This is a genomic window from Microbulbifer hainanensis, from assembly GCF_014904735.1.
Classification (GTDB): domain Bacteria; phylum Pseudomonadota; class Gammaproteobacteria; order Pseudomonadales; family Cellvibrionaceae; genus Microbulbifer; species Microbulbifer hainanensis.
This window is the reverse complement of record NZ_JACZCR010000003.1, coordinates 56,609-72,413: the sequence shown is the minus strand read 5'-3', so window position 1 is coordinate 72,413 and position 15,805 is coordinate 56,609. Positions and strand designations below refer to the sequence as shown.

Genomic DNA, 15,805 nt, shown 5'->3' with positions numbered 1-15,805 from the left:
AATAAAATAACGCCAATAACCCAAGGGAGGGTTCCTGTGAACAATAATAAATTTAGGGGTTTATTGCCTGCGGTGAGTGTGCTGTCTGCCGGTGTGGCTGTCGCCAACCTGGCTTTCGCTCAGGAGAGCAAGAGCGCTTATGCGATCGAAGAAGTAACCGTGACCGCACGTAAAGTAGAGGAAAACCTCCAGGAAGTACCTATCGCAGTCACCGCATTTAGCGGAGATATGCTGGAGAGGCGCCAGATCAACAGTTCCGATGATATCGGGAAAATTACTCCAAACCTCCAGTTCAGCAACAATGCCCCCCTGGCGGGGAACAATAACTCCTCGGTGATTTTTATTCGTGGTGTCGGCCAGATCAGTGCCCGTGCCAATACGGATCCCGGGGTAGGTCTCTATATCGATGACGTGTATATGGGGCAGTCGGTTGGCGGAAGCATGGAAATGCGCGATATCGCCAATGTCCAAGTCCTTCGCGGCCCGCAGGGTACGCTATTTGGCCGCAATACTATCGGCGGCGCAGTACTGCTGAGCACAACTGAGCCGGGAGATGAGCTGGGCGGAAAGGCCAGAGTTGGCATGGGCGAGGACGGCCTGTTTGAAGTATTCGGCGCGGTAGACCTGCCGGTTTCCGACACGCTGAAAACCCGTTTCACCATTGGTTCCAAGCAGCAGGATGGTTATGTGATCCGCGTATCTGACGGTACCGATCTCGGTGATACCAATAACATGACCCTTACCGGCAAGTTGGTGTTCGAGCCGAGCGACAGTTTCCGGGCCAAATTGAACCTCGATTATACGGAAGCCGACGAAAACGGCTCCCCTCTGGTTTTTGCCGGTTACAACAACAATACCGATGTTAATGACACCAGCGCTGATGCAGCCTGGTTCGGGGCTAACCAGAGTGTTGGCGCGGGTTGTCCCGATGCGTGGATTGCCCAACCTGGACCGCCCGGAAGACCGGTTGAAACTGCAGATGGGTCGGCACTGGATGTGTCGGGCTTGCTGACAGCTGGCGGCGGCCCCAGGGGTTACGTCGGCGAGAATGCCGACCCCCGCTGCGTTAACAGCCAGTGGGACGCTGGCCCCTATGCGAGCAACGGTACTTATCCGGTCGAGAGTACTCTGGATAATCGCGGTATTTCTACAAATCTCGAGTGGTCCCTCAACGACAGCACAACGCTGAAGTCAATTACCTCGTACCGTGAGCTGGCGTGGACCGGCAAGCGCGACGCGGATAATACCCCATTCACGATACTGCACACGGACTTTGACTCTTCAGGTGACCAGTTCTCCCAGGAGTTTCAGCTCAACTACGAAAGTGAGAGTCTGACCGCGGTGGCCGGACTCTACTATTACGATGAAACGGTCACCGATATCCTGAAGGTCCAGGTGGCTGATCGGCCATCCGGGTTCTCCTGTGGGGAGGGAACTGACCGTTGTCACCTGGACAGTGACAACAACATAACTGATAACCAGTCCGTCGCCATGTTTGGACAACTGACGTACGACGTTACTGAAACGCTCAGTGCAACACTGGGTATACGCCGTACCGAGGAAACCAAGGCATCGATTCCCGACCAGTTCGATTACATCGATCCTGAAGTCAAGTACCTGCCTAAAAAGCGTTACGAGGCAGACTTTTCCGCAACCACTGTTTCCGGAAGCCTGAGCTACAACGTCTCCGATACAACAATGGTGTATGGAAGCTACTCGGAAGGCTTTAAAGGTGGCGGCTGGAACTCGACCTTCAATTTCGCTCTGACGGAGTCAGATCTGGAGGCCGGTCACCAATTTGATCAGGAAGAGGTCAAGACTTACGAGCTCGGCTTCAAGTCGGATTTGAGCGACAGCCTGCGGGTCAACGGTGCTGTGTTCTCGTCCGATTACACCGACCTGCAATTCACCTACCGGGTATTTATTGCGCCCTGGATATTCAATGCTGGTAAGGCCTCCATTGATGGTGCCGAGCTAGAGTTCACCTGGCTGCCCAGCGATAACTGGATAGTGGAAGGTGGGCTCGGCTATCTCGATTCATCCATCGATGAAACCGCGGAAATTGTGGTGCCGGGCCGACCGGTCAATTCGGGTGTTGCCCAGGGTAATCAGCTCCCGTTCTCGCCTGAATTACAGGGCAATGTCGGGGTGGGGTATAACCTGGATCTGGGCACCTACCTGGTGTCGCCACGCGTAGATATTTCCTATAGCGATCCGGTTTTCTTCGACGCAAGCAATACTGCGTTGATTGCGCAGATGGACTCTTATGCCGTAGTTGACTTATCTGTCGCGGTGGAGGCGCCGGACGCTGACTGGAAACTTGTTGTCGGTGCTAATAATGCCACGGATGAAGAGTACCGCGTATCTGGCAATTCATCTCTCAGTTCCGGCAGTGGTTACGCCGAGGCCGCCTATGCCCGCCCGCGGGTATTGTTTGCCAACTTGACATACAATTTCTAGCCCTAGCGCCCTCTCACAGGGTGGAAATATTCGGGCAGGGAGAATCCCTGCCCGAATATTTCAACGATAAAAATAATAACGAAGGTTTCGACAACACTGTTGATACCTGAATCAAGAACCCCCGTGGTCTGAGTGGTTCAAAGCGATAAATGAGATAACAACAATTATGAGCGCAAGCAGCCTGGTCGACGAGAAACCTCTTTCAGCATTGCAGATTCAGGTGATCGGAATTTGCTTCCTGTTAAACATGCTGGATGGGATGGATGTGCTTGCTATCTCCTTTGCGGCACCCATTGTCGCACAGGAGTGGACGGTTTCCCCTCAGGCGCTGGGTATCGTGTTTAGCGCTGCCCTGGTAGGCATGTCGATTGGTGCCGTATTTGTCTCTCCCTACACGGATGTGATAGGGCGACGAAATATGATTCTCGCCAGTATCAGTGTGATTTCTGCGGGAATGATCGCAACCGCCTATGCGGAGTCGGTCACGCAGCTTGCGGTGTTGAGGCTTGTCGCTGGCGTAGGTATCGGCTCAATGTTGGCGAGCCTGACCTCGATGGTCTCCGAGTATTCTCCGGACAGGAGCCGCAACCTGGCGATCCTGATCCTGCATGCCGGTTATCCAATCGGAGCAATATTTGCCGGTTTCTTCGCCGCTTGGGTCTTGCCGGAATACGGGTGGCGATCGCTGTTTGTTTTCGCCGGCTGTGCATCCCTCGTCGCAATACCCCTGGTCGCGACAGCATTGCCGGAATCACTGGAGTTCCTGGTCAAGAAGCAGCCTCAATTGGCGCTAGCGAAGGTTAATCGTATTTTACAGCGCATGGCACAGGCGCCGCTCGATACTCTGCCCGCAAAAGAGAACAGCCAGAAACAGGCCGGCGGTGTAAAAGCGCTTTTTTCGAGCGACCTGAAAGCGGCGACGATTACCCTGTGGTTGTCGTTCATGATGAGCTTCGCCACCCTCTATTTTCTGCTCAGTTGGGTCGTAAAGCTCGCAGTCGAGGCCGGGCTCGATGTTGAAGATGCCATGTACGCGGGTATCTCTCTCAATTTGGGCGCCTTCTTCGGCTCCATCACCCTGGGATACCTGTCATCCAAGATCGGGCTTAAGAAAATCATTTCAATTTTCTTTATTTGCGGCGCTGTGATGATTGTTATCTATGGCAATAACAATGCGTCGGTGGCCATTGTTCTCGCACTGATTTTCTTCCTTATGTATTTCGTTCAGGGCGGTTTTACCGGACTGTATGCGGTTGCGGCGAGATTGTATCCCACAGAGATTCGTACCACTGGGGTTGGCTGGGCGATTGGGGCAGGGCGTGTAGGCGCGGTGCTCGGTCCAGCTGTTGCCGGTCTTATGTTGGGGGCTGGCATTTCAATCGATTGGACGTTCGTGGTATTCGGTATGCCACTGATCATTGCCGGTTTTCTGATTAACCGGTTTTTCACTGTCAGTAGTTAATGATTCAGGAATTACGATGGCCAGAATTATTGGTGGGATTGCGGCTTCCCACTCGCCAACGATAGGTTTTGCCAAAGATACAAAGACAGCTGAGGACCCGGCTTGGTCAGAAGTTTTTAAATTATTTGATCCCGTTCAGATATGGCTGGCGGAAAAGCAGCCCGATGTCCTCTTTTTCATTTATAACGACCATATAACGTCATTTTTCTTTGATCACTATTCACCTTTTGCGCTTGGGGTGGACAGCCAGTACGCGACAGCCGACGAGGGCGGTGGGCCACGGGATTACCCAGCGGTATCAGGGCATGCTGAACTCTCCAGGCATATCGGTCAGTCATTGTTCGCCGACGAGTTCGATATCTCCTTTTTCCAGAAAAAGCCGATTGATCACGGCATGTTTTCGCCGCTGTCGATGATGACAGACCGGGGGAAAGTCTGGGCAAAGGCGATAGTCCCCCTTCAGGTTGGCGTGCTGCAGTTTCCCATACCGACGGCGAAGCGCTGTTTTAAGTTGGGAAAAGCGCTGCGGAAAGCCATCGAAAGCTATCCGGAAGATCTCACTGTAACGCTGGTGGCAACTGGAGGCCTGTCCCATCAGGTTCACGGGGAACGGTGCGGGTTTAACAATACCGAATGGGATGAGCACTTTCTCGATCTTCTGGAGAGGGACCCCGAAACATTAACAGAATATACCCACGCAGATTTCGCCCGGCTGGGAGGACTGGAAGGTGCCGAAGTCATTATGTGGCTGATCATGAGAGGGGCTTTGTCATCACAGATAAAGTGCGTCCACAGGGGCAGTTACCTGCCTTCAATGACGAATATTGCTACGGTGATTTACGAAAACCTGGGCAACTCAGAGGCTTCCCATCTGGCGGCGCACCGAAACCTTATCCAGCACCAGTTGGCGGGAATTGAAGAGCTGCAGGGGACGCACCCGTTTACCCTCGAGCGAGCGCACAAGGCCTTTCATTTAAATGATTTCCTGCATCGCCTTGTACTTCCGAAGCACCGGCAGCGCTTTATCGATTCACCAGCAGAACTGTACGACGAGTTTCACCTGTCTACCGAAGAGCGACGACTGCTGGACTCCCGCGACTGGATTGGCCTGATCCATTACGGCGTAATATTTTTTGTCCTGGAAAAAATGGCGGCGGTTATCGGTCTGTCCAACCTGGATGTCTATGCCCAGATGGCGGGCCTTACGCTGGAAGAGTTCCAGGCCACGCGTAATGTTTCCATCCAGTATTCCGTTGCGGGTGGCGATGAGACGGAAGCCGTTGAGGAGGATTGAGGGCGGCTGGTGCTGTTAATTTTTTTGCGGAAATTTTTTTTCATGGCCGGAAAAGCCGAATCCATTAGACCAGGACCCTCCGTCTCCCTAGCATCTGTCATTAAAAGTTATCCGAATCAATTTGTGAGGTAGATCTAGCATGGCCGTAGTCGTTACCAATACTCCCCGCCTACCGGAAGCCACGGTGGAACAGTTCGGCAAGCTGGGCGTCGCTACCGTGCACGAGGCCCTTGGGCGCAAGGGCCTCATGGCCTCCTATATGCGTCCAATCTATCGGCCTGCCCACATTTCCGGTTGTGCGGTTACCTGTGAAGTGGCGCCGGGGGATAACTGGATGATTCATGTGGCCGTGGAACAGTGCCGGCCCGGAGATGTATTGGTGGTTTCACCCACCAGCCCCTGGAAGGGCGGCTACTTTGGTGACCTGTTGGCTGAGTCCCTGATGGCGCGGGGTGTACGTGGACTGATCATCGATGCGGGCGTGCGCGATATTGCCACCCTTACCGAGATGGGCTTCCCGGTCTGGTCCAGGGCCGTGTGCGCCCAGGGTACGGTCAAGGAGACTATCGCCAGTGTCAATGTGCCGGCAGTGTGTGCCGGCGCCCTGGTCAACCCCGGTGACCTGATCGTCGCCGACGACGACGGTGTGGTGGTCGTACCCCGTCTGCAGGCTGCTGCCACGCTCGATCAGGCGCTTACTCGCGAGGCCAATGAGGCGGGCAAGCGAGAGCGCCTGGCGAGAGGCGAACTGGGGCTGGATATCTATCAAATGCGCGAGCGCCTGGCAGCCAAGGGCCTGACCTACGTCGAGTATGAAAGCTGGCGGGAGCAAAAGGGGTGACGGTCCAGGTTGCCATTCCCTGCTGGCTGATGCGCGGCGGTACCTCGAAGGGCCTCTATTTTTTCGGCTCGGATCTACCGGCTGACAGGGCACAGCGCGACCGGGTATTGCTCGCAGCCATGGGATCTCCCGATCCTCGGCAAATCGACGGCATGGGTGGTTCGCATCCGCTGACGAGCAAGGTGGCCATCATCTCTCCGTCTGCACGGGAAGGGGCTGACGTGGACTATCTGTTTCTGCAGGTGGCGGTGGATCGCGCCGAAGTCAGTGACAGCCAGAACTGCGGCAACATTCTCGCCGGAGTCGGTCCCTTTGCTATCGAAAAGGGAATGGTCAAGGCCAGTGACGGCGAGACAGATGTGCGTATCCATATGGTCAATAGCGGCGGCATCGCGGTAGCGCGCGTGCAGACTCCAAATGCCGTGGTGGATTACGAGGGTAGCGTTTGCATCGACGGTGTGCCGGGAACCGCGGCCCCGGTACCGCTCGAGTTCCTCGATATTGCCGGCAGCAATTGCGGAGCCCTCCTGCCCACCGGGCAGGTTGTGGACGAGGTGGACGGCGTCGCCGTGACCTGTATCGACAACGGGATGCCGGTAGTGGTGCTCAACGCAGCGGACTTCGGCAAAACCGGCTACGAGAGTCCCGCGGACCTGGAAACGGATGCGGAACTGAAAGCGAGGGTGGAATCCATACGCCTGCAGATGGGCGAGCGCATGAACCTCGGCGATGTGCGCAACAAGACGGTGCCGAAGATGTCCCTGGTGGCGCCGCCCCGCAGCGGCGGGGCCATTTGCACCCGCACCTTTATCCCGCACCGGGTGCACGAGGCCATCGGCGTACTTGGTGCAGTCAGCGTGGCCACTGCCTGCGCACTGCCGGGCTCGGTGGCCCAACAGGTTTCGGGTATCGATATCGGTTCCGGTGCCCAGCGCCTGGAGGTGGAACACCCGAGTGGTTTTTTCAGCGTAGACATTGAACTCGCAGGCGATATCCGGATGCCGCGGGTGGAACGAGCAGCGTTGCTGCGCACCGCGCGGCTTTTGATGCGCGGCGAAGTATTGGTACCGGCTTCAGTCTGGAGTGACGAATGAAACAAATTAGGACGGTTGGTCAGACCGGCTTCGGCGAAGTGGGCGCGATACTAGCCACCGACTTCGCTGCTTTTTCTTCCCGTACACGGCTGGTCGCCTTTGACCGGTTGTGTCGCGATCCGCACAGTTTCCCTTCCCGGGCTCTTGCGGAGCGGCCGTGGGTGCGGAGCGCGAGCAGTGCACCGGCAATGGCAGTGGGGTGTGAGCTCATTATCTCCGCGGTAACGGCAGGCCAGGCGCTGCAGGCAGCGGAAGCGGTACTGCCGGGGCTGAGCCCGGGCGCCTACTACCTCGACCTGAACTCCGTCTCGCCCAGTACCAAGCGCACCATCGCCAAACGGGTGGAAGACGCCGGCGGCCGTTTTGTCGAGGGCAGCATCATGTCGCCGATCGAGCCACGACGTATCGCTGCCCCGATTCTTGTGGGCGGCCCTCACGCCGAGGAATTCCTGCCGTTGGGGCAGGCACTGGGCTTCTCCGGTATGGCGTTCTGCAGTGTTGAATTGGGCCGGGCCTCCGCAACCAAAATGTGCCGCAGTGTAATGATCAAGGGGATGGAGGCATTGCTGGCAGAGTCGCTGCTCGCGGCGCGCCAGTTTGGTGTGGAGCGGGAAGTGCTGGCTTCACTCGACAATATTTTTCCGTTGCCGGACTGGCCGGAGCAGGCACGCTACATGATTTCCCGCAGTCTCGAGCACGGCCGGCGCCGCGCCGAGGAAATGGCCGAGGCCGCCCGCACCGTGCGCGAGGCAGGCCTGACACCACATATGAGCGAAGGCTGTGCCGAACGCCAGGCCTGGGCTGCGCAGTTTGCCCAAGTCCCGGAGTGCGAAGGGCTGGAGTCAATGCTGGATGCGATTATCGAGGGGAGCCAGCAAGTCTCCCTTGCGAAAGATAAATTACCGGTTAAACAGCCGGGTTAACGGCCAAGTTAATAGGAGTTCCAGAAAGTGATCATCGACTGCCACGGCCACTACACCACCGCGCCGAAATCCCACCAGGAATTTCGCGAGGCCCAGCTGGCTGCCTTTGAGGGCGGCCAACCGCTACCCGCACCGCCGCGCATCAGCGATGACGAGATCCGCGAGAGCGTCGAGCAGAACCAGCTGCGTCTGCTGCGCGAGCGCGGCGCCGATATGACAATTTTCTCGCCGCGGGCTTCGGCCATGGCCCACCACGTGGGTGATGAAAAAGTTTCCCAACAGTGGACCAGCGCCTGCAACGACCTGATCCAGCGGGTGGTGGAACTCTACCCCGAGCACTTTATCGGCGTCTGTCAGCTGCCCCAGTCACCAGGCGTGTCTATAGCCAACTCCATTGCCGAGCTCGAGCGCTGTATAGAGGAGCTGGGTTTCGTCGGCTGTAACCTCAACCCGGATCCCTCGGGCGGCCACTGGACCTCGGCGCCGCTAACTGACAAGAGCTGGTATCCCTTCTTTGAGAAAATGGTAGAGCTGGATGTGCCGGCGATGATCCATGTGTCCGGTTCCTGCAACTCTAATTTCCACGCCACCGGCGCCCACTATATCAATGCGGACACCACGGCTTTTATGCAGTTTATCCAGGGCGACCTGTTCCGGGATTTCCCCACACTGCGTTTCATTATTCCCCACGGCGGTGGCGCGGTGCCCTATCACTGGGGGCGCTACCGCGGGTTGGCAGATATGCTGGGACAACCACCGTTAGACCAGCACGTGATGAAGAATGTGTTCTTCGATACCTGCGTCTACCACCAGCCGGGTATCGATCTGCTGTTCAATGTAATCGATATCGACAACATCCTGTTCGGTTCCGAAATGGTGGGCGCAGTGCGCGGCATAGACCCGCAGACCGGCCACTTCTTTGACGACACCAAGCGCTACCTGGACAGCCTCGAGCTTACCGAGGAGGAACGCTACAAGGTTTTCGAGGGCAATGCGCGGCGGGTGTACCCGCGTCTGGACAAGAGGCTTCGGGCGATGGGCAAAAATAAAGAGGTGACTGAAGTTGAGTGAGTTCACAATGGATTTCGGCTGGCGCGTCTATCACCCCAATCCTAGCAAACCAACCTTTGTCGCTCCGCCGGGTGCTGTCGATGCCCACTGTCATGTCTTCGGCCCGGGCGATCGGTTCCCCTATGCCCCGGAGCGTAAATACACCCCCTGTGATGGACCAAAGGAAAAACTCTGGGCGCTGCGCGATCATCTCGGCTTTAGTCGCAATGTGATTGTCCAGGCCACCTGTCACGGCGCAGATAATCGCGCCCTGGTTGATGCCCTGCAGGATGCCAATGGTCTGGCCCGCGGTGTCGCCACGGTGCGACAGGACGTGAGTGACGACGAATTGCAGGCGCTGCACCAGGCCGGTGTTCGCGGCGTGCGTTTCAATTTCGTCAAGCGACTGGTGGACAAGCTACCCTACGACGCCCTGGCGGAGATCTCGGCCAAAATAGCCCCCCTGGGCTGGCATATCGTGATTTATTTCGAAGCCAGTGAGCTGCCTGAGCACTACGATTTTTTCACCTCGCTGCCCTCTACCGTAGTCGTGGATCATATGGGGCGCCCGGACGTCAGCAAGCCGGTGGATGGTGAGGAATTCACGCTGTTCCTGCGCCTGCTGCATGAACATGAAAATTTCTGGTGCAAGGTGAGCTGCCCTGAGCGGCTCACCAGGCAACAGAGCTATCGCTATGACGACGTGGTGCCCTTTGCGAGGAAGGTCGTGGAGTCTTTCCCGGATCGGGTGCTGTGGGGCACGGACTGGCCACATCCGAACATGGCGTCACACACGCCAGACGAGGGGCTGCTGGTGGACTTTATTCCGCGCATTGCGGTGACCACCGCGTTGCAGCACAAGCTGTTAGTGGAAAACCCGATGCGCCTTTACTGGCCCGAGGAAGCGGACGCGCGAATTGACCGGAAGGATGGAATGTCGCAGCGAAAGCCCTATGCGGATATTCCCGGTACCACCATTTTCGACCAGGATATGGGGCGTATCGGCTACCAGCTGAACCAATTCTGTATGTCGCTGATGAAGGCGCAGAACCGGGAGCGGTTTAAGGAAGATGAGAGGGCCTATCTCGATCAGTGGCCAATGAGCGAAGCCCAAAAGCAGGCGGTAATCGACCGGGATTACAACCGCATGATTGCCCTCGGTGGCAATATTTACTTCCTGGCCAAAATTTTCTCCACGGACGGACTCAGCTTCCAGTATGCAGCGGCGACCATGACAGGTCTCTCTCAGGATGAGTACGCCCAGATGATGCAGCAGGGTGGTCGGCACCCGGGAGGCAACCTGTATCCGGCGAGCAGGGAAGAGGGCAAGTAAATGGCCAGAATTACTGCGGGTGTAGCCACCTCCCATGTGCCGGCGATCGGCGCGGCCATAGATCTGGGGAAGACCGGAGACAATTACTGGGCGCCACTGTTCGAGGGTTATGAATTCTCCAAACAGTGGATGGCCGAAAATACGCCCGATGTGATTTTCCTCGTGTACAACGACCACGCCAGTGCCTTCAGCATGGATCTGGTGCCGACCTTCGCCATCGGCTGCGCCGAACGCTTCAGTCCCGCCGACGAGGGCTGGGGGCCGCGTCCGGTGCCCGATGTCGTCGGACATTCAGAGCTCGCCGCCCACCTGGCCCAGTCGGTGATTCAGGACGACTTCGACCTTACTGTCGCCAACAAAATGGATGTGGATCACGGGCTGACGGTGCCGCTGTCCCTGATGTTTGGGCAGCCGGACAGCTGGCCGTGCAGGGTGATTCCCTTTGCCGTCAACGTGGTGCTCTACCCGGTGCCGTCCGGGCACCGCTGCTATGAGCTGGGCAAGGCGATCCGGCGTGCTGTGGACAGCTTCGATCGGGACCTCAATGTGCAGATCTGGGGCACCGGGGGTATGAGCCACCAGCTACAGGGGCCGCGGGCCGGGCTGATCAACCGGGAGTGGGACAACAATTTCCTCGACCGGATTATCGACGACCCGGAGGGATTGTCACAAATGCCGCACATCGACTATGTGCGCTGCGCCGGCTCCGAGGGTATCGAGCTGGTGATGTGGATGATCATGCGCGGTGCGCTGGATGCAGAAGTCAGCGTACGGCATCGCTTTTACCACGTGCCCGCCTCCAATACCGCGGTGGGGCACCTGATCCTGGAAAATCAATAACTGGAGACGACTATGAAAATAATCGTTGCGGGCGCGGGTGCGTTCGGGAAGAAACACCTGGATGGTCTGAAAAATATCGATGGTGTCGAAGTTGTCGCGCTGGTGGGGCGTCGCCTGGAACCCACGCAGAAAATCGCCGATGAATACGGTATCTCCCATGTTTTTACCGAACTGGGCGACGCGCTGGCACTGCCCGGTATCGATGCGGCGATACTCTGCACGCCCACGCAGCTACACGCAGCCCAGGCTATTCAGTGCATGGATGCGGGCGTCCACGTACAGGTGGAAATTCCGCTGGCAGACAGTTGGGAGGATACGATGGCGGTGGCCGCCAAGCAGCGCGAGTGCGGCCTGGTGTGTATGGTCGGGCACACCCGCCGTTTCAATCCCTCGCACCAGTGGATTCACCGTCGCATCGAGGCCGGTGAGCTGAATATCCAGCAGATGGACGTGCAGACTTATTTCTTCCGCCGCAAGAATATCAACGCCGCCGGAGAACCGCGCTCCTGGACCGATCACCTGCTGTGGCACCACGCCGCTCACACGGTCGACTTATTCCAGTACCAGGCCGGTGCCGAAGTTGTGCAGGCCAATGCCGTCCAGGGGCCGGTTCATCCGCAGCTGGGTATTGCCATGGACATGTCTATCCAGCTGAAAGCTGCCAATGGAGCCCTCTGCACGCTGTCTCTGTCGTTCAACAACGACGGCCCGCTGGGAACCTTCTTTCGCTATATCTGCGATAACGGTACCTATATCGCCCGTTATGACGATCTGGTCGACGGCCGCGAAAACGCGGTAGATGTTTCACAGATTGACGTATCCATGAATGGCATCGAGCTGCAGGATCGCGAATTCTTCGCGGCGATCCAGGAAGGGCGCGAACCGAATGCCAGCGTGGCCGGGGTGTTGTCCTGTTACCGCGTGCTGCACCAGCTCGAGCAGCAGCTTTCAGGGTAACTGGAGTCAGCGATATCGTTGCGCGCTATCGGTCAGTTGCGGATGCCGAGCTGGCGCTGGAGTGACTGTCGCCAAAAAACGCGAATATCTGTCAGCAGTGAGACCACCTCGATGATAAATACAAGGTGATGGAGGTCGCATGAAAACCCAGGTAGCGATTATCGGGGCCGGTCCCGCCGGGCTGATGCTGGGACACCTGTTACGCCAGGCGGACATTGACTGTGTGATCCTGGAGCGTCAAAGCCGTGCCCATGTGGAAGGACGTATTCGCGCTGGCGTGCTCGAGCGCACCACCATGGACATTCTCGACAAGCTCGGGATAAACCGCCGTATGCACGCGGAAGGACTGCTCCATAGTGGCTTCTGTCTTGCCGACGGCGGGCGACTGATTCACATCGATATCGCGGAACTCACCGGCAAGCAGGTGATGATCTACGGGCAGACAGAAGTCACCCGGGACCTGTTAGACGCAGCGCCGGATCGAGGGCTGGAGGTCTTGTGGGAAGTGGAGGATGTGGAACTCCACGAAATCACCACTGAAACACCCTATGTCACTTTCGTCAAAGGCGGGGAGAGCGCGCGGCTGGAAGCGCATTTTATTGCGGGCTGCGATGGGTTTCACGGGCCGTCACGCCGGTCGGTTCCCCAGAGGGCAGGGCGGGAGTTCGAGCGGGTATATCCGTTTGGATGGCTGGGGATGCTCGCAGAAGTGCCACCCTGTCGGCACGAGCTGGTCTACGCCAATCACGCGCGGGGATTTGCCCTTGCGTCCATGCGCTCCCATTCCCGCAGCCGCTACTATATTCAGGTGCCAATCGATGAGCGGGTGGAAGACTGGCCAGACGAGCGGGTATGGGACGAACTGTCCTTGCGCCTGGGGGCAGAGGTCGCCGGCAATATCACCCGCGGGCCGGCTCTGGAGAAGTCGATCGCACCGCTGCGTTCGTATGTATTCGAGCCAATGCGCCATGGCAGCCTGTTTCTGGCCGGCGATGCCGCGCACATAGTGCCACCGACCGGCGCCAAGGGACTGAACCTGGCGGCCTCGGATATCGTTTACCTGTCCGATGCGATGATCGGCTTTTTCAAGCGCAAAGATGCGCTGGGGATTGAAACCTATTCCGCGCGAGCACTTGCCCGGGTGTGGAAGTCGGAGCGATTTTCCTGGTCGCTAACGTGCCTTACACACCGCTTTCCCGACGACTCTCCCTTCGACCGGCGCATGCAGGTGGCGGAGCTGGACTACATTGCGTCATCCCCGGCGGCCCAGCTCGCCATTGCAGAGAATTATGTGGGTTTGCCTTTGTAGAGAGCGGGAATAGGCCTGACAATGATCTGCTTCTCAACAAACCCCGAATGTAGCGCGGTCTGATTTCTCATCCGGTGCACAGCGATAGATTTTCTTTTTCATCCATTTGTTGTGCCGTTCTGGTCGATTGTGGCGACAACGAATTTCCACAAGCTTCTCATTAGTTGGCAGAAGATACGGTTGCCACTGCCTCTATGTCCCTGTCATTGAATTTTCGGGGGGATTCACTAACTTATACTCTGGCGCTTCAATTCATACAGCAATCGGCCCACCCGTACTATGGCAGAAATCCTCTCGAACCCAATGGCGCTGCTGGTGATGGTGGGAATCGTCTCGATTGCGTGTCAGTACCTGGCTTTTATGCTCAAGCTGCCGGCGATCCTGCCCCTGCTGCTGGCGGGGATCGCACTGGGGCCGATGACTGGGGTACTGGACCCCGATGCGCTGTTCGGTGACCTGCTTTTCCCGCTCGTGTCACTGGCCGTCGCGATTATCCTGTTCGAGGGGGCGCTGACGCTGAAGCTTTCCGATCTCGCCGGGCACGGCATCATGGTACGCAATCTGTGCACGCTGGGTGCTCTGGTGACCTGGCTGGTCGCCACGCCGGCCGCCTACTATGTGCTCGGCATGCCCATGCAACTGGCGGCGCTGTTCGGTGCCATTGTCACAGTCACCGGACCGACGGTTATCGTGCCGATGTTGCGTTCGGTGCGCCCCAATACCCGTATCTCCAACATCCTGCGCTGGGAGGGCATTGTCATCGACCCCATCGGCGCGCTGCTGGCGGTACTTGTATACGAGTACCTGGTCGCTTCGCACGATGCCGTCGAGCATACCTTGCTGATTTTCCTGAAGGTGGTGGCGATCGGTTTTGGGCTCGGCTCACTGATGGGCGTGTTCCTCGGCACGCTGCTCAGGAACAACTGGGTGCCGCACTACCTGCGCAATACCACAGTGCTCACCCTGATGCTCGGCGCTTACGCCGCTTCGGATCTGATGGCCCATGAATCCGGCCTGCTCACGGTGACTGTGATGGGCATCTGGATGGCCAACATGAAGAACCTGGATGTCGATGACATTCTCGAGTTCAAGGAAACCCTCAGCGTATTGCTTATTTCGGCGCTGTTTATCCTGCTGGCGGCGCGCGTGGAATTCTTCACCCTCGTCAATTTGGGCTGGGGGGCGTTATTGGTGTTGGCGGCGATCATGTTTGTTGCCCGGCCGCTATCGGTGTTCCTGTCATCGCCAGGGTCGGGGTTGAGCTGGCGCGAGTTGGCGATGCTCAGCTGGATTGCGCCTCGCGGTATTGTGGCCGCTGCGGTTTCCGCTCTGTTTGCGCTGAAGCTGGATGCGCTGGGACTGCCGAAATCGCAACTGCTGGTGCCGATGGTGTTTCTGGTGATTATCGTCACCGTCGTCTTCCAGAGCCTGACCGCCAAGGGCGTTGCCAAACTGCTGGGCGTCCGTGCCCGCTTTCCCAACGGTTACCTGATCTTCGGCGGCGGCAGGTTTGCGCGTATGCTGGCGAAGGACCTGATGGGCAAGGACGTGCCCGTGATCGTTGCGGATACCAATTGGGACGCCATACGCGAGGCGCGTATGGAAAATATCCCCACTTACTACGGCAATCCGATCTCGGAGCATGCCAGCCTGACCATGGATCTCTCTGCGGTTGGCAAGGTGCTGGTGCTGTCCCCCTACAAGCAACTCAACCCGTTGGTGACCTATCACTTCGAGCACTTACTCGACAAGGGCTCGGTGCTCGGTCTCAGTCCCGGTACGCAGGAGGGGCGGGCCAGTCACCAGGTGTCGGAAGAGTACGCGAAAAAACTGGAACTCTTTTCTGAGAACGCCACCTATAGCCGCCTTGCCAGCCTGGTAGCGAAAGGTGCAACGATCAGGACCACGCGCATCACGGAAGCCTTCACCATCGAGGATTACCGGGAAACCTACGGCAACCGCGCCACGCGACTCTATGCGGTGGACCCGCAGGGCAAAATTCATATCTATACGACCTCACACGAAATTGCGCTTGGGGCCGACTGGCAGATTGTCAGCCTGATCGCGCCGGAGGAAGCAGCGGAAAAGTCCGCAGATGGCGCTCCATTGGCGCCCGGCGATGTTTCAGCCGGCTAGGAAATCGTATTTTTCTTAAGCGCCAAAATTGGCCGGCACATGTCACCAAAGCTTATGTCCAGCGAACCGCGAGCGGTTCAATACCCTCCGCGGGGGCGCCGCAATG

Annotated in this window: 12 protein-coding genes; all 12 read left to right on the top strand. The window is 57.6% G+C overall.

Features of this window, described 5'->3' with window-relative positions; genetic code table 11:
• Positions 1–36: 36 nt before the first annotated feature.
• Entirely contained in the window at positions 37–2,460 is a 2,424-nt protein-coding gene (locus tag IG168_RS00800) for a TonB-dependent receptor (RefSeq protein WP_193161239.1), read from the top strand.
• A 166-nt stretch (positions 2,461–2,626) separates the two neighbouring features.
• The gene (locus IG168_RS00795) at positions 2,627–3,922 is read left to right on the top strand and encodes an MFS transporter (protein WP_193161238.1); all 1,296 of its coding nucleotides are present in this window, start codon (positions 2,627–2,629) and stop codon (positions 3,920–3,922) included.
• Positions 3,923–3,938: 16 nt separating this feature from the next.
• Complete coding sequence (locus IG168_RS00790; protein WP_193161237.1) at positions 3,939–5,216, top strand: gallate dioxygenase; 1,278 nt, start codon at positions 3,939–3,941, stop codon at positions 5,214–5,216.
• Positions 5,217–5,355: 139 nt separating this feature from the next.
• On the top strand, positions 5,356–6,057 hold the full coding sequence (locus tag IG168_RS00785) for a 4-carboxy-4-hydroxy-2-oxoadipate aldolase/oxaloacetate decarboxylase (RefSeq protein WP_193161236.1): 702 nt from the start codon (positions 5,356–5,358) through the stop codon (positions 6,055–6,057).
• Positions 6,054–7,151, top strand: coding sequence for a 4-oxalomesaconate tautomerase (locus IG168_RS00780; RefSeq protein WP_319024630.1), 1,098 nt, complete (start codon positions 6,054–6,056; stop codon positions 7,149–7,151). Before IG168_RS00785 ends, IG168_RS00780 begins: the two co-directional genes overlap by 4 nt.
• Positions 7,148–8,074: an NAD(P)-dependent oxidoreductase gene (locus IG168_RS00775; RefSeq protein WP_193161235.1), complete on the top strand. Its 927-nt coding sequence runs from the start codon at positions 7,148–7,150 to the stop codon at positions 8,072–8,074. Before IG168_RS00780 ends, IG168_RS00775 begins: the two co-directional genes overlap by 4 nt.
• A gap of 27 nt (positions 8,075–8,101) precedes the next feature.
• Positions 8,102–9,145 (top strand): amidohydrolase family protein, encoded by a 1,044-nt coding sequence (locus tag IG168_RS00770; RefSeq protein WP_193161234.1) that lies wholly within the window; start codon positions 8,102–8,104, stop codon positions 9,143–9,145.
• Positions 9,138–10,457, top strand: a complete 1,320-nt coding sequence (gene ligA, locus IG168_RS00765) for a protocatechuate 4,5-dioxygenase subunit alpha (RefSeq protein WP_193161233.1) — start codon at positions 9,138–9,140, stop codon at positions 10,455–10,457. The genes IG168_RS00770 and ligA overlap by 8 nt, the downstream gene beginning before the upstream one ends.
• Positions 10,458–11,297, top strand: coding sequence for a class III extradiol dioxygenase subunit beta (locus IG168_RS00760; RefSeq protein ID WP_193161232.1), 840 nt, complete (start codon positions 10,458–10,460; stop codon positions 11,295–11,297).
• Positions 11,298–11,309: 12 nt separating this feature from the next.
• Complete coding sequence (locus IG168_RS00755) at positions 11,310–12,254, top strand: Gfo/Idh/MocA family oxidoreductase (RefSeq protein WP_193161231.1); 945 nt, start codon at positions 11,310–11,312, stop codon at positions 12,252–12,254.
• A gap of 139 nt (positions 12,255–12,393) precedes the next feature.
• Positions 12,394–13,563, top strand: a complete 1,170-nt coding sequence (gene pobA, locus IG168_RS00750; protein ID WP_193161230.1) for a 4-hydroxybenzoate 3-monooxygenase — start codon at positions 12,394–12,396, stop codon at positions 13,561–13,563.
• A gap of 279 nt (positions 13,564–13,842) precedes the next feature.
• A complete protein-coding gene (locus IG168_RS00745) occupies positions 13,843–15,699 on the top strand; it encodes a cation:proton antiporter (RefSeq protein ID WP_193161229.1) in 1,857 nt (618 codons plus the stop codon).
• The last annotated feature ends 106 nt before the right edge of the window (positions 15,700–15,805 follow it).

What these genes read in the sequence shown, in the direction of transcription:
- IG168_RS00760 (WP_193161232.1), top strand. Translation starts at nt 10,458, where the DNA reads ATGGCCAGAATTACTGCGGGTGTAGCCACCTCCCATGTGCCGGCGATC.
- IG168_RS00745 (WP_193161229.1), top strand. Translation starts at nt 13,843, where the DNA reads ATGGCAGAAATCCTCTCGAACCCAATGGCGCTGCTGGTGATGGTGGGA.
- IG168_RS00785 (WP_193161236.1), top strand. Translation starts at nt 5,356, where the DNA reads ATGGCCGTAGTCGTTACCAATACTCCCCGCCTACCGGAAGCCACGGTG.
- IG168_RS00755 (WP_193161231.1), top strand. Translation starts at nt 11,310, where the DNA reads ATGAAAATAATCGTTGCGGGCGCGGGTGCGTTCGGGAAGAAACACCTG.
- pobA (WP_193161230.1), top strand. Translation starts at nt 12,394, where the DNA reads ATGAAAACCCAGGTAGCGATTATCGGGGCCGGTCCCGCCGGGCTGATG.
- IG168_RS00775 (WP_193161235.1), top strand. Translation starts at nt 7,148, where the DNA reads ATGAAACAAATTAGGACGGTTGGTCAGACCGGCTTCGGCGAAGTGGGC.
- IG168_RS00790 (WP_193161237.1), top strand. Translation starts at nt 3,939, where the DNA reads ATGGCCAGAATTATTGGTGGGATTGCGGCTTCCCACTCGCCAACGATA.
- IG168_RS00795 (WP_193161238.1), top strand. Translation starts at nt 2,627, where the DNA reads ATGAGCGCAAGCAGCCTGGTCGACGAGAAACCTCTTTCAGCATTGCAG.